The sequence below is a fragment of the Synechococcus sp. Lug-A genome (assembly GCF_024345655.1).
Taxonomy (GTDB): domain Bacteria; phylum Cyanobacteriota; class Cyanobacteriia; order PCC-6307; family Cyanobiaceae; genus MW101C3.
Map to the genome: position 1 here is coordinate 53902 of NZ_JAGQBN010000001.1, position 26424 is coordinate 80325.

The window sequence follows — 26424 nt, forward strand, 5'->3', positions numbered from 1 at the left end:
GGAGCCCCTGGGGGCAGGATGGGGCTGGTTTCGGGGGGCAGTCCATGATCCGTTCACGTGCGGCGGTGGCCTGGGCGGCCGGTCAGCCCCTGGAGATCACCACGATCGACGTGGCACCGCCACGAGCTGGAGAGGTGATGGTGCGGATCGTGGCCACAGGCGTGTGCCACACCGATGCCTTCACCCTCTCCGGCAGCGATCCGGAAGGGATTTTTCCCGCAGTGCTTGGCCACGAAGGCGCCGGTGTGGTGGAGGCCGTGGGGCCGGAGGTGAGCTCTCTGGCGGTGGGGGATCACGTGATTCCGCTTTATACGCCGGAATGCCGCAGCTGCAGCTTCTGCCTGTCCGGCAAGACCAACCTCTGCCAGGCGATCCGCGGCACCCAGGGACGGGGCCTGATGCCCGATGGCACCAGCCGCTTCTCCAAGGACGGCCAGACCATTCATCACTACATGGGCACCTCCACGTTCTCGGAATACACGGTGGTGCCGGAAATCGCCCTGGCGAAAATCAACCGCGACGCCCCGCTCGACAAGGTGTGCCTGCTGGGCTGCGGTGTCACCACCGGCATCGGCGCAGTGCTGAACACCGCCAAGGTGGAGGCGGGCAGCACGGTGGCCGTGTTCGGCCTCGGTGGCATCGGTCTGGCGGTGGTGATCGGCGCGGTGATGGCCGGAGCGGCGCGGATCATCGGCATCGACACCAATCCCGACAAGTTCGCGATCGCCCGCCAGCTCGGTGCCACCGAGTGCATCAATCCGAAAGACAGCACCACCCCGATCGAGCAGGTGGTGATCGAGCGCACCGATGGAGGCGTGGATTATTCCTTCGAGTGCATCGGCAACGTGGCGGTGATGCGCGCCGCCCTTGAGTGCTGCCACAAGGGCTGGGGTGAATCCACGATCATCGGTGTGGCCGGCGCCGGCCAGGAGATCTCCACCCGTCCGTTCCAGCTGGTGACCGGCAGGGTATGGCGGGGGTCGGCCTTCGGCGGCGTGCGCGGCCGCACGGAATTGCCCGGCTACGTGGAGCGTTACCAGAGGGGCGAGATCCCGCTTGACACCTTCATCACCCACACCATGGGGCTGGATCGCATCAACGAAGCCTTCGATCTGATGCACGCCGGAGCCAGCATCCGCACGGTGATTGATTTCGCCGGTTGAACCTGGAACCTGGGGGCACACCGCGCCACCCCGATCGACGGCCGCTCTGGCCTCAGCACAGGCGTTCCGGCATCGTCACTGGCCATCGGCAGCCCAGCACCGATCCGTCCCCTTCTGCGGCGTTTTCGTCCATGAGCGACTCCCTTCTCGAAGCCATCAGTGAAAGCCGGTGCTTCGGTGGCGCACAACGCCGCTACCGCCATCGCTCCAGCGTGCTGGGGTGCAGCATGCATGTGTCGGTGTTTCTGCCCCCGCAGGCGCTCGCCGGCGCCCGGGTGCCGGCCCTCTACTGGCTCTCGGGGCTCACCTGCACCGACGAGACCATGGTGCAGAAGGCGGGCGCGCAGCGGCTGGCAGCCGCCCTTGGCCTGGCCCTGGTGGCCCCGGACACCAGCCCCCGGGGGGAGGGCGTGCCCGATGACCCCGACGGCGCCTGGGATTTCGGCCTGGGGGCAGGCTTCTACCTGAATGCCAGCGAAGCCCCCTGGGCCACCCATTACCGCATGCACGACTACGTGGTGGCAGAACTGCCCGCCCTGCTGGAGAGCGCCCTGCCGCTCAACGAGCGGCGCGGGGTGAGCGGCCACTCGATGGGCGGCCACGGGGCCCTGATCTGTGCCCTGCGCAACCCGGGCCGCTATCGCTCGGTGTCGGCGTTCGCGCCGATCGCCCAGCCCAGCAGCTGCCCCTGGGGGGAGAAAGCCTTCAGCCGCTACCTGGGCCCTGAGCGTGGCAGCTGGGCCACCTGGGAGGCCTGCAGCCTGATTGCCCAGGCCAGCGAGCGCTTGCGGCTGCTGGTGGATCAGGGCAGCGCCGACCCGTTCCTCGACCAGCAGCTGAAGCCCGATCAACTGCGCAGCGCCGCTGCCGCCGCCGGCCACCCACTGGAGCTGCGGCTACAGCCCGGCTACGACCACAGCTACTTCTTCATCGCCAGCTTCATCGACGACCACCTGCGCCACCACGCCACCGCCCTGCTGGCCTGAACCGGCCATGGGGCAAGGGCGCAGGGGAGCAAGGTTCAGGGCACCAGGTTCACGAGCTTGCCGGGCACCACGATCACGCGGCGTGGCGGTTGGCCGTCCAGCCACTTACGGGCGATGTCGCTGTCGAGGGCCAGGCGCTCGAGGGTGGCGGCATCGGCATCGGCGGGCACATCGAGGCTGCCCCGCACCTTGCCTTTCACCTGGATCACCAGGGCGATGGTGTCCTGCACCAGGGCAGCGGGATCCAGCTCGGGCCAACCCTGCCGGTGCACGCTGCCGGCCCCGCCCAGCTGCTCCCACAGCTCCGCGGCCAGGTGAGGGGCGAAGGGCGCGAGCAGCACCAGCAGGGTGCGCACCGCCTCCTCGGCCACCGGTGCCGAGACAGCCTCCAGGTGAGTGCCCATGGCATTGCTGAGCTTCATCAGCTCCGACACGGCGGTGTTGAACTGATAGCGCCCGTCGGCCAGGTCATCGCTGATCGCAGCGATCGCCGCATGCACGCAACGGCGCAGCTCCCGGTCGCTCTCGGACGCATCAGCCTCGGCGCCAGGATCGGCGCTGGCAGTGACCGTGGCCGCCATCGACACGCCACGGCTGCGGGCGCCCTGAACCTGCCGCCACACCCGCTGCAGGAAACGGAACTGGCCCTCCACGTCGGCGTCATCCCATTCCAGATCCTTTTCCGGCGGGGCTTTGAACAGGATGAACATGCGGGCGGTGTCGGCGCCGTAGCGATCGATCACGGCCGCGGGATCCACGCCGTTGTGCTTCGACTTCGACATCTTCTCGAAGAACACCTCCAGCCGATCGCCATTGATCGGATCGCGGGGATCATTGGCATCGGCCACATCGGCCGGAGCAATGTATTTGCCGGTGTGCGGATTCTTATAGGTGAGGCTCTGCACCATGCCCTGGGTGAGCAGGCGCTGGAAGGGTTCATCGAAGCTGAGCAGGCCGCGGTCGCGCAGCACTTTGGTAAAGAATCGGGAATAGAGAAGATGCAGGATCGCGTGCTCGATCCCGCCCACGTACTGGTTCACCGGCAGCCACTGATCGGCGGTCGCCTTGGCGAACGGTAGTGATTCGTTGTGAGGATCACTGAAGCGGAGGTAATACCACGAGGAACACATGAAGGTGTCCATCGTGTCGGTTTCGCGCCGGGCAGGGCGGCCGCAGCTGGGGCAGGGCACGTTGACCCAGTCGTGCAGCTGGGCGAGCGGTGAGGCTCCCTTGCCACTGAAGGCGACACCGCGGGGCAGCTCCACCGGCAACTGCTCGGCCGGCACCGGCACCACGCCGCAATGGTCGCAGTGCACCACCGGAATCGGGCAGCCCCAGTAGCGCTGACGGGAGATCAGCCAGTCGCGCAGGCGGAACTGCACCCGGGCGCGGCCCCAGCCCTGTGCTTCCGCATGGGCCACGATCGCGGCCTTCGCCTGCCCCGAGGGCTGCCCGTCGAACGGCCCGGAATGGATCAGCACACCGGGCTCGGTCCAGGCGGTGCCGTCCCAGTCGTGTTCATCGGCTCCCTCCGGCACGATCACCCGCCGCACGGGAAGTTCGTACTGGCGGGCGAAGACGAAATCACGCGGGTCGTGGGCCGGTACGCCCATCACGGCACCGGTGCCGTAATCGGCCAGCACGTAATCGGCGATCCAGAGCGGAATCGCCTCCCCCGTGAACGGGTGGCGCACCGAACGGCCGAGCGGCACGCCCCGCTTGGGCCGGTCGTCGGCCAGCCGCTCTTGCTCGCTCTGCAGCCCCACCCGCTCGCAGAACACACGCACCGCGTCCTCCTGCTCGGGCGCGGTGAGCGTGGCCACCAGCGGATGCTCGGGCGCCAGCACCAGATAGCTCACCCCGTAGACCGTGTCCGGACGGGTGGTGAACACGGTGATGGTGGTGTCCTGGGTGGTGCCGTCCGGCGCCAGCACGGGAAACTCCAGCTCTGCCCCCACCGAGCGGCCGATCCAGTTGGCCTGCATCGTGCGCACCCGCTCCGGCCAGCCCTGCAGCTGGGGCAGGTCGTCGAGCAGGGCATCGGCGTAGGCGGTGATGCGCAGGAACCACTGCCGCAATTGCCGCCTTTCCACCCGCGCGCCGGATCGCCAGGAGCGGCCGTCCCCATCCACCTGCTCATTGGCGAGCACGGTCTGATCGACCGGATCCCAGTTGACGGTGGCCTCCTTGCGGTAGGCCAGGCCGGCATCTAGAAACTGGAGGAACAACCACTGGGTCCAGCGGTAGTAGTCGGTGTGGCAGGTGGCCAGCTCACGGCTCCAGTCGATCGACAGACCGAGGCGCTGCAACTGCTGACGCATCTGGGCGATGTTGCGATCGGTCCAGTCACCGGGGTCGATGCCCCGTTCGATCGCGGCGTTCTCAGCCGGCAGACCGAAGGCATCCCAGCCCATCGGATGCAGCACCCTGCGCCCCCGCTGGCGCTGCACGCGGGCGATCACATCGGTGATGACGTAGTTGCGCACATGGCCCATGTGCAGATTCCCCGAGGGGTAGGGGAACATCGAAAGGGCGTAGAAGGTCTGTTCCGTCGCCGTGGGGGCGTCGGCAGACGACGGGCCGGGTTCTGGCGTGGCATCCAGCCCCTCGGCCTGCCAGCGGGCCTGCCAGCGGCTCTCGATCGCCGCGGGCTGGTAGCGACCCACCTCTGGAGCGGTGGCGCGGCCGCTCTCGGCTAAAGGGGACGTATCGGTGGGGCCGGTCTCGGCGATGACCTTCTCGGACACGAGCTTCTCGGGCACGACGGACTTGGCGGCGGCCGCAGGGATCAGCCGTTCACTCTCACGCCCGATCGTGCCACAGCCGTTTCCGGCGCCCCCGGCTCAGGGCGTGGAGCGGATCGACACCACCATGCGGCGATTGATCAGAACCGGGTCGCCCTCGTGTTCACCGCGCAAAGCCAGGAATTCGGGGTCTTGCCAGAGCAACGAGCCGGTGACCTGCACGGAATCCACCAGCAGCAGTTCCAGCTGGTTGCGGCCCCGGATCCAGTGCTGCAGCTGGCGTACGCCTGGGAGGCTCGAATCAAGGGCGGTGATCTCCATAAGATCGGACCCAGGCCTGCTGGGAGAACGGGATGCTGGCGTTCAGCAAGTATCAGGGATTGGGCAACGATTTTCTGTTGCTCGACGGTCGCAACGCCACCACCGTTGATTTCTGTTTTGATCTCACCCCAGAACGGGTGAGCCTGCTCTGCGACCGCCGCTTCGGTGTGGGCGGCGACGGGGTGATCCTGGCGCTCCCCCCCGAGAACGATGGAGAACTGCGCATGCGCATCTTCAACGCGGACGGCACCGAGCCTGAGATGTGCGGCAATGGCATCCGTTGCCTGGCCCGCTTCCTGGCCGACAGCGACGGCGATGCACCGGGCCGCCGCTGGGTGGTGGAAACCCTGGCCGGCCTGATCGTGCCGGAGCTGCTGGCCGATGGCTCCGTGCGCGTCGACATGGGCACGCCGTTCCTGGTGCCTGAGCAGGTGCCCACCACCCTGGCGATCGGTTCGGCCGGCCTGCCCCAGGGGGAACTGAGCGTGGCGGGCGAGAGCTTCGCGGTGGCCGCCGCCGGCATGGGCAACCCGCACGTGGTGCTGCCGGTGGAGGCGGTGGCAGCGGTGGATCTGGAACGGCTCGGCCCGCTGCTGGAGTGCCACCCGGCCTTCCCCGCCCGCACCAACGTGCACTTCGTGGAAGCGATCAGCCCCAGCCATCTGGTGATGCGGGTCTGGGAGCGGGGGGCCGGGCCCACCCTCGCCTGCGGCACGGGCGCCTGCGCCACCCTCGTGGCCAGTCATCGCCTCGGCCTGTGCGAACGCTCGGCCCGCGTCGATCTGCCCGGCGGCACCCTCTGGATCGACTGGGACACCAGCTCGGACCACCTGTTCATGAGCGGGCCGGCAGAGCCCGTGTTCGACGGGGTGCTGGCGCCGGAGCTGTTTGGTGAGCTGCCGCCCGATGCCCCCGCAGCTGCTGAGCGGGCAGAGGAGAGCGATGGCCTCGAAGGCACTGCCCCCTCCGCGCCGAGCGGCGGCCTCGCGGGCGTTGCCGGCACCAGCCCTTTGGGCACAGCAACGGATCTGAACGAGGAGGCCCCTGCCGATCCAGCCATCAACTGCGCGGTGGAATGCACCAGGGGCTGTCAGCGACCAGACGACTGCCCGAATGCGGCGGCACGGGCCCGGGTGGAAGCCTTGCTCAACAGCCGCTCGCTTGATGATCTGGTGACCCTGGCCAGCAACTCCCTGGAGGCGCGCACGCGACAACGGCTGGAACGGGAGGGCTGAGCAGCCTGAGTAGGGTCGGCGCGCCCGCCACCGATTCAGCGTGCTTCCTCCCGATCTGCTCAGCGCCGAAGCCCAGGCCATGGAGGGCTTGAACGCCGCCCTGGCGGAGAGCGCCAACGGCCGCTGGACCCTGGAGTTCCGCTTTGAAGGGTTGCGTCTGCTGCCACTGGTGCTGCGGCTCGGCCAGGCCCTGCAGGCGCAGGAACGGCAGTTCCGCCTGGTGTTCCCCGATGCGGGTGCCACTGCCCTGGCCCAGCGCGACGCCCCTGATCTTGCCGCCCGCACCGGCAGCCTGAAGGACCAGGAGCGGTTGAACGCCGCCGCCGCTGATCCTGTGGCTGCTGCTGGAGCTGGGGCTGCAGCAGAGCCTTTGGATTCAGACGTCGCCAGCGCAGAGGCTGGGGATTCCAGCGCCCCTCAGGGCCCTGCCGGCGACGCACAGAGCGATGCCGCCCCTGGCGACACCCTGCTGCTGCTGGTGGCGCCAGGCCCGTCGGACTACGACGCGGTCGAGCGCCTCTGCCTGAACCATCGCGGCGGCGTGGTGCTGCTCAACGGCAGCCTCGAGGATGCGGCCGTTGGGATCGGCAGCGTGGCGCGGGAGCGGCGGCGAGGCTTCCTCTCCACCTGGCGCAGTGCCTATGCCCTGCTACCCCTGCCCGAGGGCGCCCTGCGCCGCTGCTTCCCCGGCCCGTGGGAGCTCTACCGCAACGACCCCGATGGCCACCGCCTGGTGGAGACCTTCGAGCAGAAGCCCGATGCGGAGCAGGTGGCGGAAACGCTCAGCCCCGGACAGGCGGCCACAGTGGCGGGCGGTTTGCAGGCCCTCGATCGCTTCCTCGGCAGTCTGAGGAACTGACGGCCTGCGGCCGCACCGATGTGCGAATTCAGGAGCTCCACCCCCCTGGTGGCACCTGGTCAGGCTCCTTAAGCTTGCGTGTCTGAACGTTGCGCCATGGCCGCCGAGCCCCAAACCACCCGCCGCTCCTGGAGTCTGGTGGACGTCGGAGCAGCCGCCGCCGTGCTGATGGCCCTGGCCGGGGTGATCTGGAGCCCGAAGCTCAGCGGTGCGGTGGCGGAAGCCACCGGCGCCATGCAGCCGGTCACGGTGATGGTGGATGTGCGAGGAGCCTCGGTGGCGGATCCCCAGGCCCTGATCCGCTCGATCCGCAACGACGGGGAGGTGAGCATCGTGATCCGCAACCAACCCCACGGCACGGTGAAGCTGCAGGAGCTGGTGCCGCTGCAGCGCCGCCTCGTGGCGGTCCAGCCCGACGGACGGGTGGTGACCGCCATCGACCCCAACCAGGCCGTGTTCGGTTCGCTTGATGCCCGCTTCGTCCTTGAGGGCAAAGGGCGCAAGACCAGCGGTGGCGTGGTGTTCGGCAACCAGAACCTCAAGATCGGCGCCCCTGTGGAGCTTGAAGGCCGTGACTTCCGCATCGGCGGCACGGTGTCGGGTCTGAAACTCGGAGTCAGCTGACATGACACGTTCCGCTCAGAAGCTCAGCCGCCTCGGCCTCAGCCTCGGGCTGGCGCTGGCCACCTGCGCTCCGGCCATGGCCATGCCGATGGCGAGCCTGCCGGCGGCGCCGCCGGCCGTCGGGTTGCCCCAGTTGCAGAACCAGGTCAGCTGCCCGGCCCTGCAGCAACGGGTGCGCGCCCACCTCGGCCCCGAAATCGGTGTGTGGAGTGTCACCGTGGCCGATGGCAACGGCCGGCTGCTGGCCGATGTGAACGGCCTGCGTCCACGCGTGCCGGCCTCGAACCAGAAGCTGGTCAGTTCCGCCTTCGCCCTCGACCGGCTGGGCCCCGACTACCGCCTCACCACCCGGCTCTGGCGTCTGCCTGATGGCACCCTGCGCCTCACAGGCGAGGGGGATCCCGATCTCGATCTGCCCCAGCTGCAGCGCTTCGCCCAGCTGGCGCTTGGTTCAGGAGGTGGGCCAGGCCTGCCGGGTGCCAACGTGCGCCTGGAGCTGGCCGAAGAACCGCCCCAGGCCTGGTGGCCCCAGGGCTGGCATCCGGAGGATCGCGCCTACGCCTATGGGGCGCCGATCACCCGGCTGGCCATCACCAGCAACGCGATCGACATGGCTGTGGCCAATCCACCCGGTCGTCTGCAGCGCCTGCTCACACGCACACTGACCAGCCAGGGAGGGCGGAACGTGCAGCTGGCCATGGTGTCGTCCCTTGCGCCGCTGCCGGAAGGATCCGTGCTGCTGCACGAGGAACCCTCAGCACCGATGCACAACCTGCTCAGCCTGGCGAATTCCGAAAGCCACAACTTCACCGCTGAGGTGTTGATGCGGCAGGCAAGCGGCACCTGGTCGCTGCCCCAGAGCCGGCAGGCTGCCCTGCAGTGGCTGCGGGCCCAGGGGTTGCCCACCGAAGGTGTGGTGGTGATGGGCGGCAGCGGCCTCGACCGCGGCGACCGGCTAACGTCCCGCCTGCTCGCCGGCCTGCTTCTGCGCATGGCCCAGCACCCCTTCGGCTCCAACTACATCGCCTCGATGGCCGTGGCCGGGCGGCGCGGCACCCTGCGCAACCTCTACAAGGGCACCAGCCTCGACGGACGGCTGCACGCCAAAACCGGGACGCTCACCGGCGTGCGTTCGATCAGCGGCGTGCTCGACACCACGGATGGCCCCCGCTACGTGAGCCTGATCTCCAATGGAGCCGGTTCACCGAACACCACGATCGGCCGGGTGCTCCGCGACGTGCAGATCGTCAGCCTCTGCCAGCCACCTGCCTGAGGCGTGAGGCGGCGCGGCGGGCGCGGCTGGTGAGGGGAGCCTCCTTGGCTTCAGCCTCAGCGGCGGGTTGGAGGACGGCACGATCACTGGCCGGAGGGGTCTCGCTGGTCTGCAGCCGCCCCAGCTCACGCCGCCCTGCATGCACCACCTTGTTGAGTTCACCGAGCCGCGTTTCCAGCTCCGTCAGCACCTGCTCGGCATAACGGTTGGCGCCTTCCTGCACCGCTCCCGCCTCCTGCCGCGTGCGGGTGATCAGCTGTTCGCACTGCTGCTGGGTCTGCTGGCGGAACTGCAGGGCGTCGCTGTGCAGGCGTTCGGCCTCCGCCTGGCTCTCGCGCTGAATGCGCAAGCCTTCCTGGCGGATCTGCTCGATCTCCTGCAGGCTCTGCTGACGACTGCGTTCATGCTGGTCGCCCAGCTGACGCTTGAGCTCGGTGTACTCGGCGTCGAGCTGCTGGCGGCGCTGGATCGCCTCCTGCTCCAGTTGCTGGCGGCGCGCACCGAACTGCTGCTCCATCTGGGCCTGACGGGTCTGGTGCTCCTGCTCTGCCTGGGCCACCTGCTGACGGGTGGCCAGCTGCATCTGCTCGCACTGCTGGCGGGTGTGCTCCCGGATCTGCGCCCCCTGCTGTTCCGCTTCCTGCCGCACCGAAGCGGCATTGATCAGCTGCTCCCGCTCGCGGCGGGCCTGCACCATGATCTCTTCGGCCTGCTGCCGCGCCTTGGCGATGAACGTGTCGCGCTGAGCCAGCAGCTCCTGCGCCTGAAGCAGCTCCGCCGGGAGCTTCTCGCGAATCGTGTCGAACACCTCGATGGCGTCCTGCTCGTTCACCAGCCGGCCGCCGCTGAAGGGGATGCGCGAGCCCTCCAGCACGATCTCTTCGAGCTGTTCGAGCTGTTCCAGCACGCTGATCCGAGTCTCGGTCATCTCATCGGGGCGGGAATGTCTGATTAAAGAGCCTGGCGAGTTCCTCCGCCACTCCGCCGGGCACCAGGTGGCGCACCTCACCGCCGAAGCGCGCCACCTCCTTCACCACGCTGCTGCTGAGGAAGCTGTGGGGCACGGCGGTGGCCAGGAACAGCGTTTCCACCTCCGGCGCCAGGCTGAGATTGGTGTGGGCGATCTGCAGCTCGAACTCAAAATCGCTCATCGCCCGCAGCCCCCGCAGGATCACTCCCGTACCCGTCCGGCGCGCGAACTCCACGGTGAGGCCGTCGAAGCTGCCCACCTCCACATTGCTGAGATGGGCGGTGGCGCGGCGGATCTGCGCCAGCCTCTGGTCAAGCGAAAAGCTGGGCTGTTTGGAGGGGTTCTGCAGCACCGCCACCAGCACCTGCTCGAACAGGCGACTGCTGCGCTCGATCAGGTCGAGGTGGCCAAGGGTGATCGGATCGAAGCTGCCGGGGTAGAGGGCCTTCATGGGAGCGGGGGCGAGGGGCCCGGCGGCGGGAGCGGCGGGGGGATCCTATGGAGGCTGCTGCTGGCTGCGGTCGCGAGCGGTCCCCCCCTCCGGCTTGCCTAAGGTTGGAATCACCTCCAGGAACCAGGCCATGGCTGTGGATCTCAACGTCGATGGCGCCGCCACCCCCGTGCTCGACAGCGCCGCGAAGAAAACCCTGCTGCGCAAGATCCCCCACGGCGTGTTCATCTGTGGCGTGGCCGAGGGCGATGACGTCAACGGCTTCACCGCCAGCTGGGTCACCCAGGGGTCGTTCGATCCGCCGCTCGTGGTGATGGCCGTGCGCGCCGATTCCACCAGCAACGGCATCATCAGCCGCACGGGCCGCTTCTCGCTCAACGTGCTCTCTGCCGAGCAGAAAGACCTGGCGGCGGTGTTCTTCAAGCCCCAGAAAGGCATCGGTGGCCGCTTCGATGCCGCTCCCTTCACGCTCGGGCCCCTGGGCCTGCCTGTGCTCGACGACGCACTCGGCGCCGTGGAATGCACGGTGGTGGGCCAGGTGGCCCACGGTGATCACACCGTGTTCGTGGCGGAAGTGAAGTCGGCCCAGCTGCACCGCGATGGCGCCGCACTGGAGCTGTCCGCCACCGGCTGGCAGTACGGCGGCTGAGCCGCCTCTCGCGGGAGCATTGGGCATGGGGGCCACGCTGCAACCGCTGCTGATGGATCAGGCACGCCTGGCCCAGCGGCTGAAGGAGCTGCCGGCCGAGCCGGGCTGCTACCTGCTGCGCGATCTCGACGACCGCATCCTTTACATCGGCAAATCGAAGAGCCTGCGCAGCCGCGTGCGCAGCTACTTCCGTGATTCCCACGATCTCAGCCCCCGCATCAGCCTGATGGTGCGTCAGGTGGCGGAGATCGAGTTCATCGTCACTGACAGCGAAGCCGAGGCGCTGGCGCTGGAATCCAACCTGATCAAGAACCACCAGCCGCACTTCAACGTGCTGCTCAAGGACGACAAGAAATATCCCTATCTCTGCATCACCTGGAGCGAGGCCTACCCGCGCATCTTCATCACCCGTCGCCGCCGGCTGCGCAGCCCGCTCGATCGCTTCTACGGGCCCTATGTGGATGTGGGTCTGCTGCGCCGCACCCTGTTTCTGGTCAAGCGGGTGTTTCCGCTGCGTCAGCGCCCCCAGCCTCTCTACAGGGATCGCACCTGCTTGAACCACGCGATCGGCCGCTGCCCCGGCGTTTGCCAGGAAAAGATCAGCCCTGAGGCCTACCAGCACACCTTGCGCAAGGTGGCCATGGTGTTCCAGGGCCGCAGCGACGAACTGCTTGTGCTGCTGCGCGCCCAGATGGAGCGCTACGCCGAACGGGAGGATTTCGAGGCGGCCGCCCGGGTACGCGACCAGATGCAGGGGCTCGAACAGCTCACCGCCGACCAGAAGATGGCCCTGCCCGATGCCTCCGTGTCGAGGGATGTGCTGGCGCTGGCGGCCGATGCGCGCGTGGCCGCCGTGCAGCTGTTTCAGATGCGGGCCGGCAAGCTGGTGGGGCGGCTCGGCTACACCGCCGATGCCTCGGTCGCCAGCCCCGGGGCGATCCTGCAACGGGTGCTGGAAGAGCACTACAGCCAGGTGGAGCCGGTGGAGATCCCACCGGAGGTGCTGGTGCAGCACCCCTTGCCGCAGCAGGCGCTGGTGGAAGACTGGCTGAGCGAGCGCCGGGGCCGCAAGGTGCGGCTGCAGCACCCGCAGCGGCAACAGAAGGCCGATCTGATCGAACTGGTGGAACGCAATGCGGCCTTTGAACTGGGCCGGGCCCAGCGCAGCGCCGAGCAGCACCAGCTCGCCACCGAAGACCTGGCCCAACTGCTGGATCTGCCCGAGCCGCCGCGTCGGGTGGAGGGCTATGACATCAGCCACATCCAGGGCAGCGACGCGGTGGCCTCCCAGGTGGTGTTCGTGGATGGGCTGCCGGCCAAGCAGCACTACCGCAAGTACCGCATCCAGAGCAGCAGCATCCGCTCCGGCCACTCCGACGACTTCATGGCCATGGCCGAGATCATGCGCCGCCGCTTCCGTCGCTGGGCCCAGGCGAAGGCGGAGGGGGCCGATCTGGTGGCACTGCGCAAGGCCACAGGCACCGCACTCCACACCGGCGGCCTCAACGACTGGCCCGATGTGGTGATGATCGACGGTGGCAAAGGACAGCTCTCGGCGGTGATGGAGGCGCTGCGGGAACTGAACCTGCACGAAGACCTGGTGGTGTGCTCCCTGGCGAAGCAGCGGGAGGAAGTGTTCCTGCCCGGCACCAGCCAGCCGCTGGAGACCGAACCCGACCAGCTCGGCGTCGTGCTGCTGCGGCGTCTGCGCGATGAAGCGCACCGCTTCGCGGTGAGCTTCCACCGCCAGCAGCGGGGGGAGCGGATGAAACGTTCGCGCTTGAGCGACATCCCCGGGCTGGGACCCAAACGGGTGAAGGAGCTGCTGGGGCACTTCCGCTCGATCGATGCGATCCAGCTGGCCAGCCCGGCCCAGATCGCTGCGGCGCCCGGCGTGGGCCCCGCCCTGGCCCAGCAGATCTGGAGCTACTTCCACCCCGAGGCTGACCACGACACGGCTGACCATGACGGGCCCGATCCGGACAACCTGGTGCCGGCCGCCGATTGTGAGCGGCATGAAGCCCCAAGCGTTGCGCAGGAGCCTGGTGGCCGGATCGGCAGCGGCGCCGGCGCCGCCCTCGTGCACTGAGCAGGAGGCAAGCCATGGCGGGGCTCGGGCTCTGGGTGCTGGGCGACCAGCTGCACGCGCAGCAAGCTGCTCTGGCCAGCAGCGTCCCCGGCCAGGCGCGGGTGGTGCTGATCGAGAGCAGTGGTGTGGTGGCCCGCCGCCGCTACCACCGCCAGAAGCTGGTGCTGGTGTGGAGCGCCATGCGGCACTTCAGCGCCGAGCTCCAGGCGCTCGGCTGGCAGGTGGACCTGTTGGAGGCGGCGGAATTCGGCACCACCTTGATCGACTGGATCCAGAGGCAGGGCATCCGCACCCTGCGCGTGATGGAGCCGGCGGATCGCCCCTTCCGGCAGGCGATCGAACGGCTTGATCTGGGCGGGCGCACCGGCGTGCAGCTCGAATGGCTGCCCTCCAACCACTTCCTCTGGAGCCGGGAGGCGTTCGCGGCCTGGGCTGGCCGCTACAAGCAGCTGCGCATGGAGCTCTTCTACCGGGAGGGGCGCCGCCGCTTCGGCGTGCTGATGGAGGACGGCGAACCGCGCGGCCAGCAGTGGAACTTCGACAAGGACAACCGCAAGCCACCGCGCCAGGGACTGGAAGGGCCGGCCCCGCTGCTGTTCAGCCCCGATGCGATCACGCGGGCCGTGATCGAGAAAGTGCGGCGTCTCGATGCGGAGCGGGCCGCCGCCGGGGAAGCGCCGCTACCCGGTGCGCTGGAGCCTTTCCATTGGGCGGTCACCCGCCAGCAGGCGCTGCAGGTGCTTGATCACTTCGTGGCCACCCGCCTGGCTGGTTTCGGCCCCTACCAGGACGCCATGGTCAGCGGCCAGCCCACGCTCTGGCATGCCCTGATCAGCCCCTACCTGAACCTGGGCCTGCTGGAACCGCTGGAGGTGATCCGCCGGCTGGAGTCGGCAGGTACGAGCGCGGCGAGCGGCGTGGAGCCACCGGTGCCGCTCGCCAGCCTGGAGGGAGTGATCCGGCAGCTGCTCGGCTGGCGCGAATACATGCACGGCCTCTACCACTGGTTCGGCGAGGGTTATGCAGGCCGCAACCACTTCGGCCACACCCGGCCCCTGCCCCTCTGGTTCGAGCAGCTTGGCGGCAGCGGCATGGCCTGCCTGGATCAGGTGCTCGGCGAACTGGATCGCACCGGCTACGCCCATCACATCCAGCGGCTGATGGTGCTGGCCAACTACGGCCTGCTGGCAGGGCTCGATCCCCAGGCCCTCGCCGCCTGGTTCCACCGTCTGTTCATCGACGGCCACGACTGGGTGATGCAGACCAACGTGCTGGGCATGGGGGTCTTTGCCGACGGCGGCCTGCTGGCCAGCAAGCCCTACGCCGCCAGCGGCCGCTACATCGCCCGCATGAGCAACTACTGCAAAGGCTGTCGTTTCGACCCGGCACAGCGGACCGGGCCGTCAGCCTGCCCCTTCACGACCCTCTACTGGCATTTTCTGGATCGCCACGAAGCTCTACTGCGCGGCAATCCCCGCATGGCCCTGGTGATCGCCCAGCTCGATCGCCTCCCTGCCGAGGAGCGGCAAGCGGTCGCCGTCGCCGCTGCGGCCCACCTGGAGCGGGCGGCCGGAACGGCCCCCACCGGTGCCGCCTAACTTGAACGGGCCATCCCTTCGCTGCCGATGCCGGCCCTGGCCCTGCCCCCCGAGGCCTACCTCTGGTTCAAGACCCTCCACATTGTGGGCGTGGTGGTGTGGTTCGCCGGACTCTTCTATCTGGTGCGCCTGTTCATCTATCACGTGGAAGCCGAAGCGCTGGAAGAGCCCCTGCGCGCCGCTTTCCACAGCCAGTACGAGCTGATGGAGCGCCGGCTGGCCAACATCATCACCACACCCGGCATGGTGGTGGCGGTGACGATGGCGGTGGGGTTGCTGCTGGTGCAGCCGATCTGGCTGAAACAGAGCTGGATGCACGCCAAGCTGGCCGTGGTGCTGGCCCTGCTCGTGTACCACTGGTTCTGCTATCGACTGATGGGGCAGCTCAAGGCGGGCACCTGTCGCTGGAGTGCCAGGCAGCTGCGGGCGCTCAATGAGCTGCCCACCCTGATGCTGGTGCTGGTGGTGATGCTGGTGGTGTTCAAGGCCCAGTTCCCCACGGGAGCTGCCACCTGGTTCCTGGTGGTCCTGGTGGTGGCGATGGCGGCCTCGATCCAGTTCTATGCCCGCTGGCGGCGGCTGCGTTCCGAACGGGAGGCGATCGCAGGTGCCGGCTGACCACCCACTCGTGGAGGTGCTGGCGGCGGTGGACGCGCAGAGCTGCCCCACCCGGCTCAACTTCCATTGCCACACCCATTGCAGCGACGGCAGCCTCGAGCCGGCCGCCGTGGCCGACCAGGCGCTGGCGATGGGCCTGGAGCATTTCGCCGTCACCGATCACCACAGCATCGCGGCCTACCAACCGGCTCGGGCTCACCTAGAGGAGCGCCAGCGACTGGGGCAGCGGGTGCCGCAGCTGTGGAGTGGGGTGGAAATCAGCTGCCTGCTGGAGGGCTGCCTGGTGCATGTGCTGGCCCTGGGCTTCGAGCTACACCACCCGGCCCTGGCGCCTTACGTGCGCGGCCATGCGGTGGTGGGGCCAGGGCTGCGCGCCGGCAAGGTGCGGGAAGCGATTCATGCCGCCGGTGGCCTGGCCTTGCTGGCCCATCCGGCCCGCTACCGGCGTCCCCACCAGCAGCTGATCGCGGCGGCGGCAGAGCTCGGCTTCGATGGGGCCGAAGCCTTCTACGACTACGACCTGACCAGCCGCTGGCAGCCCACACCGTTGGTGTGCGACGCAATCGCCAGCCAGCTGCAGAGCCTGGGTTTGCTGAGAAGTTGTGGCACCGATACCCATGGACTGGCCTTGTCAGGCCGCTAGGGTTCATCACAGGTTTCCGTTTCCTCACCATGGGTCTCTTCGATCGTCTGTTGAACATCGGTACCAAGGACGCCAGCTTCTCCTCCAAGCCGGCCAAACCCGAGAAGCCCGCCGCCAAGGCTGGCGAACAGACGTTCTTCCTCGACCCCGACACCTCCAGCTCCATGGGCAACGTGGAGTACATGCGGCGCTCCAACAAAATCCGGCGCACCTTCCCCGGCAATGCCGACAATCCGGGTGAAAAGGAGATGGTGCAGGAAGTCGATTCGATGTCGGCGCGGCTGGAGAAAGCCAGCAGCGGCCTGCCGGTGAACGCATCGCCTGAATCCAACACCAGCCTCACCGGTGGCGTGCCCAAGCCGGTGAAGAAAACCTTCGCGGCCCGCCTCACCTCCGCTGAACTTGGTCAGCGGCTCAAGGGCGCGGCAGTCGCCGTCAACACGCCCGGCGGCAGCTCTGCAGGGCGCAAGGCCGATGCCGCCGGCAGTTCCCAGCCCCAGTTCACCCAGAAGCCGGCCAAGCCTGGCGACATTGACCCGTTCAAGGCCATGGCCCGCGACCTCAACAACTGATCGGCTTGGTAAGCGGCCGCGGTTCACTCCTTCGAATGTGAGTGGCCGCGGTTCACTTGTTCAGGTTTCGATCAGGCTTTCGCTGCCGATCACCAAGGCCTTCAGGTGTTCAAGCTGAGCAGGGTCCGCTCCCTGCCACAGCTCGCGGTTGGCGGCCTCCAGCAGCCGCTCGGCCATGTCCCGCAGCGCCCACGGGTTCGACTGCCGCAGCGCCTGCAACACGTCGTCGTCCTGCAGCCACTGGCGGCAGATGGCGCCATAGCTCCAATCCGGCACCCGGCCCGTGCTCGCGTCGTAGGCGAACAGGTAATCGAGGCTGGCGGCCAGCTCGAAACCGCCCTTGTATCCGTGGGCAAGCATGCCCTGAATCCAGCGCGGGTTCAGCACGCGTGAGCGGAGCACCTTGTCGAATTCATGCTCCAGCCGGTGCACGCGCGGCCGCTGATGGCGCGAATGATCGGCGAACCAGAGGGCCGGAGCGCTGCCGCGCACCCGTTCGCTGGCGGCGCTGAGCCCTCCTTGGAACTGGTAGTAGTCGTCGGAATCCAGCAGGTCGTGCTCACGGTTGTCCTGGTTGTGGAGCACCACCTCCACCTGACGCAACCGCTGCTCCAGCCCCTCGCGATCGGGGCTGGCCTCGCAACGGCCGTCACCGCTGGCGTCGTAACGCCAGCCGCTCCAGTTGAGGAAGGCCTCACCGAGATCGCCCCGCTGCTCCCACTGACCACTGTCGATCAGCCCCTGAAGCCCCGCCCCATAGGCCCCCGGCGCCGAGCCGTACACCCTGCCGCTGTGGCCTTCCTGGCGGGCATGGGCTGCCAGCGGGTTGTGCCACTCGTCTTCATCAAGAGCAGCGACCCGGCGGCTGGCTTGATTCATCCAGTCGACCAGCTGCGGGAAAGCATCGCGGAAGAGGCCGGAGATGCGCAGCGTCACATCCACCCGGGGGCGTTGCAGCAGGCTGAGCGGAATCACCTCCAGATCCACCATCCGCCGGGTCGGTCCGTCCCACACCGGCCGCACCCCCATCAGCGCCAGCGCCTGGGCGATGTCCTCGCCGCCATTGCGCATCGTGGCGGTGCCCCACACCGACAGGGCCAGGTGGCGCAGGTCGTCTCCCTCCTGCTGCAGGTGGGCTTCCAGCAGCAGGGCGGCGCTGCGACGCCCCAGGTCCCAGGCGGCTTCGGTGGGCAGCCCGCGCAGATCCACGCTGTAGAAGTTGCGGCCGGTGGGCAGCACATCAGGGCGGCCTCGTGTGGGCGCCCCGGAGGGCCCGGCGGCAATGCGTTCCCCGGCCAGGCCCCGCAGCAGGGCCTGACGCTCGGCGCTGGCGCAGGCCAGCAGGCGCGGCAGCAGCTGACGCCGCACACGCTCCAGCACGGCCTGGGTTGTTGGCCCCACCACCACCGCTGCAGAAGCGGCAGTGGCGGTGGTGGGCGCCAGCAGCGGCTTCAGCAGATCGAGGGCCTGTGCTTCCAGCAGGGCAACGGCATCACCACAGCGGCGCAGGGCGGTCGGGGCAGAGGGAGAGGCCGGGTCAGAAACGGCAGCCGCGGGAGACGCCTGGAGGCGGAGGCGATCCGCGACGCTGAGTGGCGCCTCCTCGGCATCGGCCCACGGGTCCAGCTCCAGTTGCAGATCAGCGGCCAGGGCCTGGGTGAGGCCAGGGCCCTCGGCCAGGGGGGGGCGCACCAGGCACAGCAGCAGCTCCAGCAAGGGCTGGGGACCAGGCAGGTGGCCGAACACATGCAGGCCGGTGCGGATCTGAGCTTCCTTCAGCTCACACAGGTAGCCATCGGCGCCATCGAGACGCGCTTCAAGATCATCGATGGCCTGGGCAGAGGCGGATCCCACAGCAGCGCCGGCCGCGAATGATCTGTCTGCAGCTGATCCATCTGCAGATGTGCCGTCTCCAGCAGCGGCATGCGCGGGCAGCTCCAGGGAGGCGAGCAGCCCGGCGAGCCGCTCCCGTAAGGGAGCGACGCGCTCGCTGCCCAGCTGGCGGGCCTCCCAGTACTCGTCGAGCAGGGCTTCGAGCTCCTGCAGGGGCCCGTGCAGCCCGGCCCGATCGAGCGGAGGGGTGAGGTGATCGAGGATCACCGCCTGGGCGCGGCGCTTGGCCTGGGAGCCTTCGCCCGGATCGTTGACGATGAACGGATACAGGTGGGGCATGGGCCCCAGCGCCCACTCGGGAAAGCACTGATCGGAGAGGCCGAGCCCCTTGCCGGGGAGCCATTCCAGGTTGCCGTGCTTGCCCACGTGGACCACCACCTGGCTGGCGGCCACCTGGCGCAGCCACAAATACTGGGCCAGGTAGGCATGGGTGGGCGGCAGGTCGGGGGAGTGATAGCTGAGGCTGGGGTCGCGGCCGTAGCCCCGCTCCGGCTGCACCAGCACGGCCACGACGCCGAAGCGCAGACCTCGGATCGGGAAGCCGGCACCCGCCGGCCCCTGCTCCAGGCCCTCATCGGCAGCGGGCGGCCCCCAGCGGGCCTCCAGCACGGCCCTGCCCGCCGCCGGGAGTTGCTGGTACCAGGCGAGATAGGTCGCCAGGGGCAGGTGATCGAGCGGCGGCCGGTGCTGGCTTTCCGGGTCGTTGGTGCGTCCGGCCAGCAGCTGCTGGATCAGGGCATCCCCGTCAGCGGGAAGGCCTGTGGTCAGCTCTGCGGGCAGCTCGGTGGGGGTCACGCCCAGGTCGTAGCCGGCCTCCGCCAGCCAGCGCAGCATCGCCGCGGCGCTGGCGGGGGTGTCGAGCCCCACGCCATTGGCCAGGCGGCTGTTGCGGGTGGGGTAGTTGGCCAACACCAGGGCCACACGGCGCTGCTTCACCGGGGTGAGGCGCAGCTCCACCCAGGCCGCCAGCAGGCGGGCGATCCAGTCGAGCCGTTCCGGATCCGGCTGGTAGTGCATCAGCGCTGCCGAAAGCGAGGCATCGGCCCGCTCCAGCTCCTTGAAGGCACCGACCCGGCTGGTGATGCGTCCGTCAAGCTCGGGCAGGGCCACCTGCAGGCTGAGATCGAGCGGGCCGAGGCCGATGCTGCTGGCAGCCCATTGCTCACGGCTGCGGGTGCTGCAGAGCACCTGAATCACCGGCACGTTGAGGCGGTCCCAGAGCGGGGCACCCAGACCCGCTTCCTCGAACTGCACCGAGGCAAAGGAGGTGGTGCACAGCACGCCCTGCACCCCCTCCCTGTCCAGCAGGTCGGCCACCCCCTGCTGGACAGCGGGATCCCTCAGGCCACTCACCCACAGCGCCCGCGGGCAGAGTCCCTGGCGGCGCAGGGCCTGGAGCAGGACGGTGGCCAGCTGATCGTCGCCGGCCTGCAACAGGGCGCGGTAGAGGATCACCCCCACCCGTGCCCCCGGGTCAGCCCGCCAGTCGTGGGGAAGGGGGTCGGCCAGGGGCAAGGGCACCGGCGCTGGCGCCGCCTGGCCAGCGGCGAGCGCCTCCAGGCTGTCGAGCACGCGGCGCAGGTTGTCAGCACCGCCCTCGCGCAGGCAGCGGCTGATCGCCACGGCCATCTCCTCAGGCCCGTTGCCAAGGCTGGCCAGCTCCAGCTCCTGGTCGGCCGTGCCGGCCGCCACGATCAGCTGGCGCCCGGGTTGGTGCTCCGCCCAGGCATGCAGCTGCTCCAGCCCGTAACTCCAGTGGCCTCGTCCACCGAGCAGCCGCACCAACACCACGCGGGTGGTGGACAGGCTGGTGGCGATGTAGTGATCGAGGACCGCCGGCGCAGCCAGCGCGGCCAGGTTCAGCCCCCGCACCGGCACCGCACTGGGCTGCCGGGCGAGAACGGCGGCCAGGGTCTGGAGATCGGTGTCTGAACTGCTGAGCACCAGCAACGGCGTGGACTCCTGCTCCACGAAGGCGGAGTCCTCGAAGCCGGAAGGCAGGCCTGGAACGACGGCAAGACGGTGCATCACGCCATCTTCGGCCCCGGCAGTGAGAAGATCTCACCAGCGAACGCCGCCGGCGCCGCATCTCCACGCGCTTCCGCATGCAGAAGTTTCTTCCTTACGCCTGGTTCGGCGGCCGCTGTGTTCCCTTCGGTGAAGCCACGATTTCAGTGGCCACCCACGCCCTCCATTACGGAACCGGCGCGTTCGGCGGCATGCGGGCCCTGCCCAACCCGGCAGATCCCAACGAGATCCTGCTGTTCCGCGCCGATCGGCACACGCGCCGCCTCTCCCAGAGCGCGCGGCTGCTGTTGGCCGAGCTGCCGGAGGCCACGATTCTCGATGCGATTCAGCAGTTCCTGCAGGCGAACCGTCCCACCACCCCGATCTATCTACGGCCGTTCGTGTATACCAGCGATCTTGGAATCGCGCCACGCCTCCACGACATCGAGACAGATTTCCTGATCTACGGCATCGAACTCGGCGATTACCTCTCCCCCGATGGGGTGAGCTGCCGCATCAGCAGTTGGTGCCGCCAGGAGGACCGCTCCCTGCCGTTGCGCGGGAAGATCAGCGGCGCGTACATCACCAGCTCCCTGGCCAAAACTGAAGCGGTCAAGAGCGGCTTTGATGAAGCGCTGCTGCTCAACAGCCGCGGCAAGGTAAGCGAAGCCAGCGGCATGAACCTGTTCATGGTGCGCGACGGCGTGCTGATCACCCCCGGGGTCGACCAGGACATCCTCGAGGGGATCACCCGCGCCAGCATCCTCGAGCTGGCGCAGGCCATGGGCATCCCCACCCTGGAACGCGCGGTCGACAAAACGGAGCTGTTCGTCGCCGACGAGGTGTTCCTCAGCGGCACCGCCGCCCGGGTCACGCCAGTGCGCCGCGTGGAAACCACGGATCTGGCTGGACCGCGGCCGATCATGGAGAAGCTGCGCAGCGCCCTCACCGCGATCACCGAGGGCCGCGATCCGGCCTACGAGCACTGGGTGACCCGCGTGCGGCTTGATGGGTAAGCCAGCGGCACTTCCTACAGTGACAGCTGGCCTTGAGCGCGTAATCGATGACGGCAGCGGTGCAGCAGGCAGGGGCGCCAGCGACCCAGCGCATGGGGTTTCTGGAGCGTCTCCACGCACCTGAGCGGCCGGTGCTGGTGTTTGACGGGGCCACCGGCACCTCACTCCAGCAGATGGATCTCAGCGCCGCCGACTTCGGTGGCGCTGCCCTGGAGGGGTGCAACGAGCAGCTGGTGTTCACCCGGCCGGATGCCGTGCAAGCCGTGCACCGCCAGTTCCTGGAGGCCGGCTGTGATGTGATCGAAACCAATACCTTCGGCGCTGCCTCGATCGTGCTGGCCGAATACGGCCTGGAAGACCAGGCCTTCACGATCAACAAGCGGGCGGCCGAACTGGCCCGCGCCTGCGCTGCTGAATACAGCAGTCCCGCCAAACCCCGCTTCGTGGCCGGCTCGATGGGGCCCACCACCAAGTTGCCCACGCTTGGGCACATCGACTTCGACACGATGCGCGACGCCTTCCGGGAGCAGGCGGAAGGCCTGATTGCGGGCGACGTGGACCTGCTGATCGTGGAAACGTGCCAGGACGTGCTGCAGATCAAGGCTGCCCTGCAGGGAATTGAAGCGGCCTTCAGCGCCACCGGGCAGCGGCGGCCGCTGATGGTGTCGGTCACGATGGAAACCACCGGCACCATGCTCGTGGGCTCCGACATCGCCGCGGTGGTGTCGATCCTGGAGCCGTTCCCGATCGATGTGCTTGGCCTCAACTGCGCCACCGGGCCCGAGCAGATGAAGGAGCACATGCGCTACCTGAGCGAGCACAGTCCGTTCGTGGTGAGTTGCATTCCCAACGCCGGGCTGCCCGAAAACGTGGGCGGCGTGGCCCACTACCGGCTGACACCGCTGGAGCTGAAGCTGCAGCTGATGCACTTCGTCAATGATCTCGGCGTGCAGGTGATCGGCGGTTGCTGCGGCACCACTCCCGCCCACATCGCAGCCCTCTCCGAACTCACCGCCGATCTGCTACCCCGCCCGCGGGCCGTGCGGCGTCCGGAGCAACGGCTGGAGCGGCCGGCTTTCCACTACGAACCTGCGGCCGCCTCGATTTATGGCGTCACGCCATACCACCAGGACAACTCGTTCCTGATCATCGGTGAGCGGCTCAACGCCAGCGGCTCGCGCAAGGTGCGTGATCTGCTCAACGCAGAAGACTGGGACGGGCTGGTGGCCGTGGCACGCGGCCAGGTGAAGGAAAACGCCCACGTGCTCGACGTCAACGTTGATTATGTGGGCCGCGACGGTGAGCGTGACATGCATGAGCTGGTCAGCCGGCTGGTCACGAACGTGAATCTGCCGCTGATGCTCGATTCCACCGAGTGGCAGAAGATGGAAGCCGGCCTGAAGGTGGCAGGCGGGAAATGTCTGCTGAACTCCACCAACTACGAAGATGGGGATGAGCGCTTCTTCAAGGTGCTCGAACTGGCGCGGCGCTACGGCGCTGCCGTGGTGATTGGCACGATTGATGAAGAGGGGATGGCGCGCACCGCCGAGCGCAAGTTCGCCATTGCCCAGCGCGCCTATCGCGATGCCCTGGAATTCGGCATTCCAGCGCACGAAATCTTCTACGACCCCCTGGCGCTGCCAATCTCCACCGGCATCGAGGAAGACCGCCTCAATGGAGCCGCCACGATTGAGGCGATCCGCCGCATCCGCAGCGAGCTTCCTGGCGTGCACGTGGTGCTGGGGGTGAGCAACATCAGCTTCGGGCTGTCACCAGCGGCGCGGATCACGCTCAACTCCGTGTTTCTGCACGCGTGCTGTGCCGCCGGCATGGATGCGGCGATCATCAGCCCGGCCAAGATCCTGCCGCTGATCAAGATCAGCGAAGAACACCAACAGGTATGCCGTGATCTGATCGCCGATGCACGCCGTTTCGACGGGGATGTCTGCGTCTACGACCCGCTCACCACGCTCAGCACCCTGTTCGAGGGCGTGAGCGCCCGGGAAGCACGCGACGCGGGGCCGCAGCTGGCGGATCTGGAGGTCGAGAAACGCCTCACCCAGCACATCATCGATGGGGAGCGCATCGGCCTCGAAGCTTCACTCAACGAAGCCCTCGCCAAGTACCCGCCGCTGCAGATCATCAACACCTTCCTGCTCGATGGCATGAAGGTGGTGGGTGAGCTGTTCGGTTCCGGCCAGATGCAGTTGCCCTTCGTGTTGCAGAGCGCTGAGACGATGAAGTTCGCCGTGGCGTTCCTTGAACCCTTCATGGAACGGGTGGAAGGCGAGAGTTCTGCCAAAGCCAAGTTCCTGATCGCCACGGTAAAAGGTGACGTTCACGACATCGGCAAGAATCTGGTGGACATCATCCTCACCAACAACGGCTATGAGGTGGTGAATCTGGGCATCAAGCAGTCGGTGGAAGCGATCATCGAAGCCCAGAAACTGCACCAGGCCGATTGCATCGCCATGAGCGGCCTCCTGGTGAAGTCCACCGCCTTCATGAAAGACAACCTCCAGGCCTTCAATGAGGCTGGCATTCAGGTGCCGGTGATTCTTGGTGGAGCGGCGTTGACGCCTCGCTTCGTCAACAAGGATTGCCGCGCGGTCTACCGGGGGCAGGTGATCTACGGCCGGGATGCCTTCGCCGACCTGCGCTTCATGGACGCGCTGGTGGAGGCCAAGCAGAACAACCGCTGGAGTGATGCGGAAGGCTTCAGCGGTGAGATTCCGCCCGGACTTGGGCTGGAGCGCGGTGAAGACACGGCCGATGACGCCACGACAACCGCCCCCGCCGGTGCGGAAGGGGCACCGGCAGCCCCGGGATCAGCAGCAGCGGCCCAGACAGCCCCTGATGGCGAGGACCCAGCGGCTGCCGCAGTCGTGCCAGAGACGCCATCCAGCGCAGCAGCGCCGCTCAACGACCATCGCTCCGAGGCCGTTCCAGAAGAGGCCGCCATCCAGCCGCCGTTCCTGGGCAGCCGCGTGCTCGATGAGCAGGCGATTCCGCTGGCTGAGGTGTTCGGCTACCTGGATCGCAACGCCCTGTTCGCCGGCCAGTGGCAGTTGCGCAAGACGCAGCAGCAGAGCCGCGACGACTACGAGCAGATGCTGGCGGCCAAGGCCGAACCGGTGTTGCAGCACTGGATGCAGCGCTGCCTGGAGGAGAAGTTGCTCACTCCACGGGTGGCCTACGGCTACTTCCCCTGTGGCCGGCTCGGCAACGCGCTGGTGGTCTTCGATCCGGCCGCGCCTGAGCGGGAGCTGGGCCGTTTCGAGCTGCCGCGCCAGAGGGGCGGCAACCGCTACTGCGTCGCCGATTTCTACCGCGACCTCCGCCAGGGGCGGCCCACCGATGTGCTGCCGATGCAGGCCGTCACGATGGGGGAGAAGGCCACAGGGTTTGCGCGCGAACTCTTCGCCGCCGATCGCTACACCGACTATCTCTATTTCCACGGTCTGGGGGTGCAGATGGCAGAAGCGCTGGCCGAGTGGACCCATGCACGCATCCGACGCGAACTGGGCTTCGTCGCCGAGGAACCCAGCGCCCTGCGCGATGTGCTTGCCCAGCGCTATCGCGGCAGCCGCTACTCCTTCGGCTATCCCGCCTGCCCCAACGTGGCCGATTCCCGTCCCCAGCTGCAGTGGCTGGGGGCGGAGCGCATCGGGCTGAGCATGGACGAAAGCGACCAGCTGGAGCCCGAGCAGAGCACCACCGCCCTGGTGGCCCTGCACAGCCAGGCGCGCTACTTCAGCGCCTGAGGAAGCCATCCCGGGGCGATGGCAGGTAGGGGCGTGGTGGCAGGCTGGGGAGGCTCTCTTGCACTGCTGCTATGGCCATTGCCGGACCTGACGGAGTGGATGCGGCCATCGCAGCCGGACTCGACCTTGACGGCTCGCCGATTCCGGCCGAGATGCTGAGCCTGTACCGCGAGGTGATGGCACTGGAGGCCCAACGGGCCCGCAGCGGCGTGAAGAAATCGATGCGCAACCGGGTGGTGAAAACCGGGGCCAAGCATTTCGATCAGGCCAGCCTTGATGCCCGCCTCAAGGCCGCCGGCTGGGATGGCCTCAAGGACAAGGAAATCGCCTTCTTCTACGGCTGAATCGCTTGGGTTCAATCAGCCACTGGAGGAACCGGGCCGCTGACGTGCCCTGCGTTGCGTCAGCGCTTGATTCCGCCGCGTCAGCGCAACCAGCAGGCGGCAGTTCAAGCGATGCGTTTATCTCAGCCCCAAGCCTTTGGCCGGGAGCCACTGGCCCTCAGCATTCAGCCATGCGGGTTCGACACAGAACCTCCAACACCGAAGCTCCGTCAGCGAGCCATCAAGGCAACGCACTGAACGGAGAGGTTTCAGCGCCATAGCCGGATCAGAGATCTTCGAGGGTGTCGATCACCTCTTGTTGAAACGCCTGGAGATCGGTCGAATCACTCAGGTCAACCCCCTCACCAGCGGCATTCTGGGTGAGCTCCTGGAAATGGAAAGCGCCTTCACCGTGGGCAAGAAACTCCATCGCGGAGCTTTCACCGCTTTCCTTGAAGGCGTCGAGCAGCGCCATGAAGGCAGCATCTTCGGTGAAATCCCAGCTCATGAAGGGGGTATCGCAAGTCGTAAGGGCGGCAGAAGGGAGCCTTCCAGCACCACTGCACAATGACCTTTAACGCCTGCCCCCCCGATTCCGTCAACCTCCCAGGGCCATTCCCGCCATT

At 67.8% G+C, this 26424-nt stretch carries 20 protein-coding genes and 1 pseudogene; 15 read left to right on the plus strand and 6 right to left on the minus strand.

Annotated elements, in window-relative coordinates:
- Positions 1-44: 44 nt before the first annotated feature.
- Together KBY86_RS00290 and fghA are read left to right on the plus strand one after the other, a co-directional pair.
- Entirely contained in the window at positions 45-1163 is a 1119-nt protein-coding gene (locus tag KBY86_RS00290; protein ID WP_261347306.1) for an S-(hydroxymethyl)glutathione dehydrogenase/class III alcohol dehydrogenase, read from the plus strand.
- 131 nt (positions 1164-1294) lie between these two features.
- On the plus strand, positions 1295-2149 hold the full coding sequence (fghA, locus tag KBY86_RS00295; RefSeq protein ID WP_255139720.1) for an S-formylglutathione hydrolase: 855 nt from the start codon (positions 1295-1297) through the stop codon (positions 2147-2149).
- 35 nt (positions 2150-2184) lie between these two features.
- Here fghA and leuS read toward each other — a convergent pair whose 3' ends face one another.
- Together leuS and KBY86_RS00305 are read right to left on the minus strand one after the other, a co-directional pair.
- On the minus strand, positions 2185-4815 hold the full coding sequence (gene leuS / locus KBY86_RS00300; RefSeq protein WP_255139887.1) for a leucine--tRNA ligase: 2631 nt from the start codon (positions 4813-4815) through the stop codon (positions 2185-2187).
- 177 nt (positions 4816-4992) lie between these two features.
- Positions 4993-5214 carry an Hfq-related RNA-binding protein gene (locus tag KBY86_RS00305; protein ID WP_094512834.1) on the minus strand — a complete coding sequence of 74 codons (222 nt, stop codon included), beginning with the start codon at positions 5212-5214 and terminating at the stop codon, positions 4993-4995.
- A gap of 32 nt (positions 5215-5246) precedes the next feature.
- Between KBY86_RS00305 and dapF the strand changes: the two genes are divergently transcribed.
- The 4 genes from dapF (at position 5247) to KBY86_RS00325 (ending at position 9205) form a co-directional block, all read left to right on the plus strand.
- On the plus strand, positions 5247-6449 hold the full coding sequence (gene dapF / locus KBY86_RS00310; protein WP_255139721.1) for a diaminopimelate epimerase: 1203 nt from the start codon (positions 5247-5249) through the stop codon (positions 6447-6449).
- Between the two features lie 40 nt (positions 6450-6489).
- Positions 6490-7308 (plus strand): DUF1995 family protein, encoded by an 819-nt coding sequence (locus KBY86_RS00315; protein WP_255139722.1) that lies wholly within the window; start codon positions 6490-6492, stop codon positions 7306-7308.
- 96 nt (positions 7309-7404) lie between these two features.
- Positions 7405-7932, plus strand: coding sequence for a DUF4330 domain-containing protein (locus KBY86_RS00320; protein WP_094512836.1), 528 nt, complete (start codon positions 7405-7407; stop codon positions 7930-7932).
- A gap of 1 nt (position 7933) precedes the next feature.
- A complete protein-coding gene (locus KBY86_RS00325) occupies positions 7934-9205 on the plus strand; it encodes a D-alanyl-D-alanine carboxypeptidase/D-alanyl-D-alanine-endopeptidase (protein WP_255139723.1) in 1272 nt (423 codons plus the stop codon).
- On the opposite strand, the gene KBY86_RS00330 is transcribed toward KBY86_RS00325, so the two are convergent.
- Positions 9180-10133: a hypothetical protein gene (locus tag KBY86_RS00330; protein WP_255100890.1), complete on the minus strand. Its 954-nt coding sequence runs from the start codon at positions 10131-10133 to the stop codon at positions 9180-9182. The two genes, KBY86_RS00325 and KBY86_RS00330, sit on opposite strands and share 26 nt — an antisense overlap.
- 1 nt (position 10134) lies before the next feature.
- Complete coding sequence (gene coaD / locus KBY86_RS00335; protein ID WP_094512839.1) at positions 10135-10626, minus strand: pantetheine-phosphate adenylyltransferase; 492 nt, start codon at positions 10624-10626, stop codon at positions 10135-10137.
- Between the two features lie 130 nt (positions 10627-10756).
- Here coaD and KBY86_RS00340 point away from each other — a divergent pair, with 130 nt between their 5' ends.
- The 6 genes and pseudogenes from KBY86_RS00340 to KBY86_RS00365 all read left to right on the plus strand — a co-directional run bounded on the left by KBY86_RS00340 (position 10757) and on the right by KBY86_RS00365 (position 16795).
- Complete coding sequence (locus tag KBY86_RS00340) at positions 10757-11275, plus strand: flavin reductase family protein (protein ID WP_094512840.1); 519 nt, start codon at positions 10757-10759, stop codon at positions 11273-11275.
- Positions 11226-13223, plus strand: a pseudogene (gene uvrC, locus KBY86_RS00345) (excinuclease ABC subunit UvrC); the annotation flags it as partial. The gene KBY86_RS00340 and the pseudogene uvrC, both read left to right, overlap by 50 nt.
- 155 nt (positions 13224-13378) lie before the next feature.
- Positions 13379-14962 (plus strand): cryptochrome/photolyase family protein, encoded by a 1584-nt coding sequence (locus KBY86_RS00350; RefSeq protein ID WP_255139725.1) that lies wholly within the window; start codon positions 13379-13381, stop codon positions 14960-14962.
- A 27-nt stretch (positions 14963-14989) separates the two neighbouring features.
- Entirely contained in the window at positions 14990-15580 is a 591-nt protein-coding gene (hemJ, locus tag KBY86_RS00355) for a protoporphyrinogen oxidase HemJ (protein ID WP_255139726.1), read from the plus strand.
- The gene (locus KBY86_RS00360) at positions 15570-16223 is read left to right on the plus strand and encodes a PHP domain-containing protein (protein WP_369803023.1); all 654 of its coding nucleotides are present in this window, start codon (positions 15570-15572) and stop codon (positions 16221-16223) included. Before hemJ ends, KBY86_RS00360 begins: the two co-directional genes overlap by 11 nt.
- A gap of 29 nt (positions 16224-16252) precedes the next feature.
- Complete coding sequence (locus KBY86_RS00365) at positions 16253-16795, plus strand: hypothetical protein (protein WP_094512845.1); 543 nt, start codon at positions 16253-16255, stop codon at positions 16793-16795.
- Positions 16796-16855: 60 nt separating this feature from the next.
- On the opposite strand, the gene cobN is transcribed toward KBY86_RS00365, so the two are convergent.
- Entirely contained in the window at positions 16856-20716 is a 3861-nt protein-coding gene (gene cobN / locus KBY86_RS00370; RefSeq protein WP_255139727.1) for a cobaltochelatase subunit CobN, read from the minus strand.
- Positions 20717-20793: 77 nt separating this feature from the next.
- Here cobN and KBY86_RS00375 point away from each other — a divergent pair, with 77 nt between their 5' ends.
- The 3 genes from KBY86_RS00375 to KBY86_RS00385 all read left to right on the plus strand — a co-directional run bounded on the left by KBY86_RS00375 (position 20794) and on the right by KBY86_RS00385 (position 25819).
- Entirely contained in the window at positions 20794-21711 is a 918-nt protein-coding gene (locus KBY86_RS00375; RefSeq protein WP_094512847.1) for a branched-chain amino acid transaminase, read from the plus strand.
- Between the two features lie 47 nt (positions 21712-21758).
- Entirely contained in the window at positions 21759-25475 is a 3717-nt protein-coding gene (metH, locus tag KBY86_RS00380; protein WP_255139728.1) for a methionine synthase, read from the plus strand.
- 71 nt (positions 25476-25546) lie between these two features.
- Positions 25547-25819 carry a DUF4090 family protein gene (locus tag KBY86_RS00385; protein ID WP_094512849.1) on the plus strand — a complete coding sequence of 91 codons (273 nt, stop codon included), beginning with the start codon at positions 25547-25549 and terminating at the stop codon, positions 25817-25819.
- Positions 25820-26084: 265 nt separating this feature from the next.
- Here KBY86_RS00385 and KBY86_RS00390 read toward each other — a convergent pair whose 3' ends face one another.
- The gene (locus KBY86_RS00390; RefSeq protein WP_094512850.1) at positions 26085-26306 is read right to left on the minus strand and encodes a hypothetical protein; all 222 of its coding nucleotides are present in this window, start codon (positions 26304-26306) and stop codon (positions 26085-26087) included.
- Positions 26307-26424 lie beyond the last annotated feature (118 nt).

Bases quoted from the DNA above. Each gene is read 5' to 3' on its own strand.
- KBY86_RS00290 (WP_261347306.1), top strand. From the start codon at position 45: ATGATCCGTTCACGTGCGGCGGTGGCCTGGGCGGCCGGTCAGCCCCTG.
- fghA (WP_255139720.1), top strand. From the start codon at position 1,295: ATGAGCGACTCCCTTCTCGAAGCCATCAGTGAAAGCCGGTGCTTCGGT.
- KBY86_RS00305 (WP_094512834.1), bottom strand. From the start codon at position 5,214: ATGGAGATCACCGCCCTTGATTCGAGCCTCCCAGGCGTACGCCAGCTG.
- dapF (WP_255139721.1), top strand. From the start codon at position 5,247: ATGCTGGCGTTCAGCAAGTATCAGGGATTGGGCAACGATTTTCTGTTG.
- KBY86_RS00320 (WP_094512836.1), top strand. From the start codon at position 7,405: ATGGCCGCCGAGCCCCAAACCACCCGCCGCTCCTGGAGTCTGGTGGAC.
- KBY86_RS00325 (WP_255139723.1), top strand. From the start codon at position 7,934: ATGACACGTTCCGCTCAGAAGCTCAGCCGCCTCGGCCTCAGCCTCGGG.
- KBY86_RS00330 (WP_255100890.1), bottom strand. From the start codon at position 10,133: ATGACCGAGACTCGGATCAGCGTGCTGGAACAGCTCGAACAGCTCGAA.
- coaD (WP_094512839.1), bottom strand. From the start codon at position 10,626: ATGAAGGCCCTCTACCCCGGCAGCTTCGATCCGATCACCCTTGGCCAC.
- KBY86_RS00340 (WP_094512840.1), top strand. From the start codon at position 10,757: ATGGCTGTGGATCTCAACGTCGATGGCGCCGCCACCCCCGTGCTCGAC.
- KBY86_RS00350 (WP_255139725.1), top strand. From the start codon at position 13,379: ATGGCGGGGCTCGGGCTCTGGGTGCTGGGCGACCAGCTGCACGCGCAG.
- hemJ (WP_255139726.1), top strand. From the start codon at position 14,990: ATGCCGGCCCTGGCCCTGCCCCCCGAGGCCTACCTCTGGTTCAAGACC.
- KBY86_RS00365 (WP_094512845.1), top strand. From the start codon at position 16,253: ATGGGTCTCTTCGATCGTCTGTTGAACATCGGTACCAAGGACGCCAGC.
- cobN (WP_255139727.1), bottom strand. From the start codon at position 20,716: ATGCACCGTCTTGCCGTCGTTCCAGGCCTGCCTTCCGGCTTCGAGGAC.
- KBY86_RS00375 (WP_094512847.1), top strand. From the start codon at position 20,794: ATGCAGAAGTTTCTTCCTTACGCCTGGTTCGGCGGCCGCTGTGTTCCC.
- metH (WP_255139728.1), top strand. From the start codon at position 21,759: ATGACGGCAGCGGTGCAGCAGGCAGGGGCGCCAGCGACCCAGCGCATG.
- KBY86_RS00385 (WP_094512849.1), top strand. From the start codon at position 25,547: ATGGCCATTGCCGGACCTGACGGAGTGGATGCGGCCATCGCAGCCGGA.
- KBY86_RS00390 (WP_094512850.1), bottom strand. From the start codon at position 26,306: ATGAGCTGGGATTTCACCGAAGATGCTGCCTTCATGGCGCTGCTCGAC.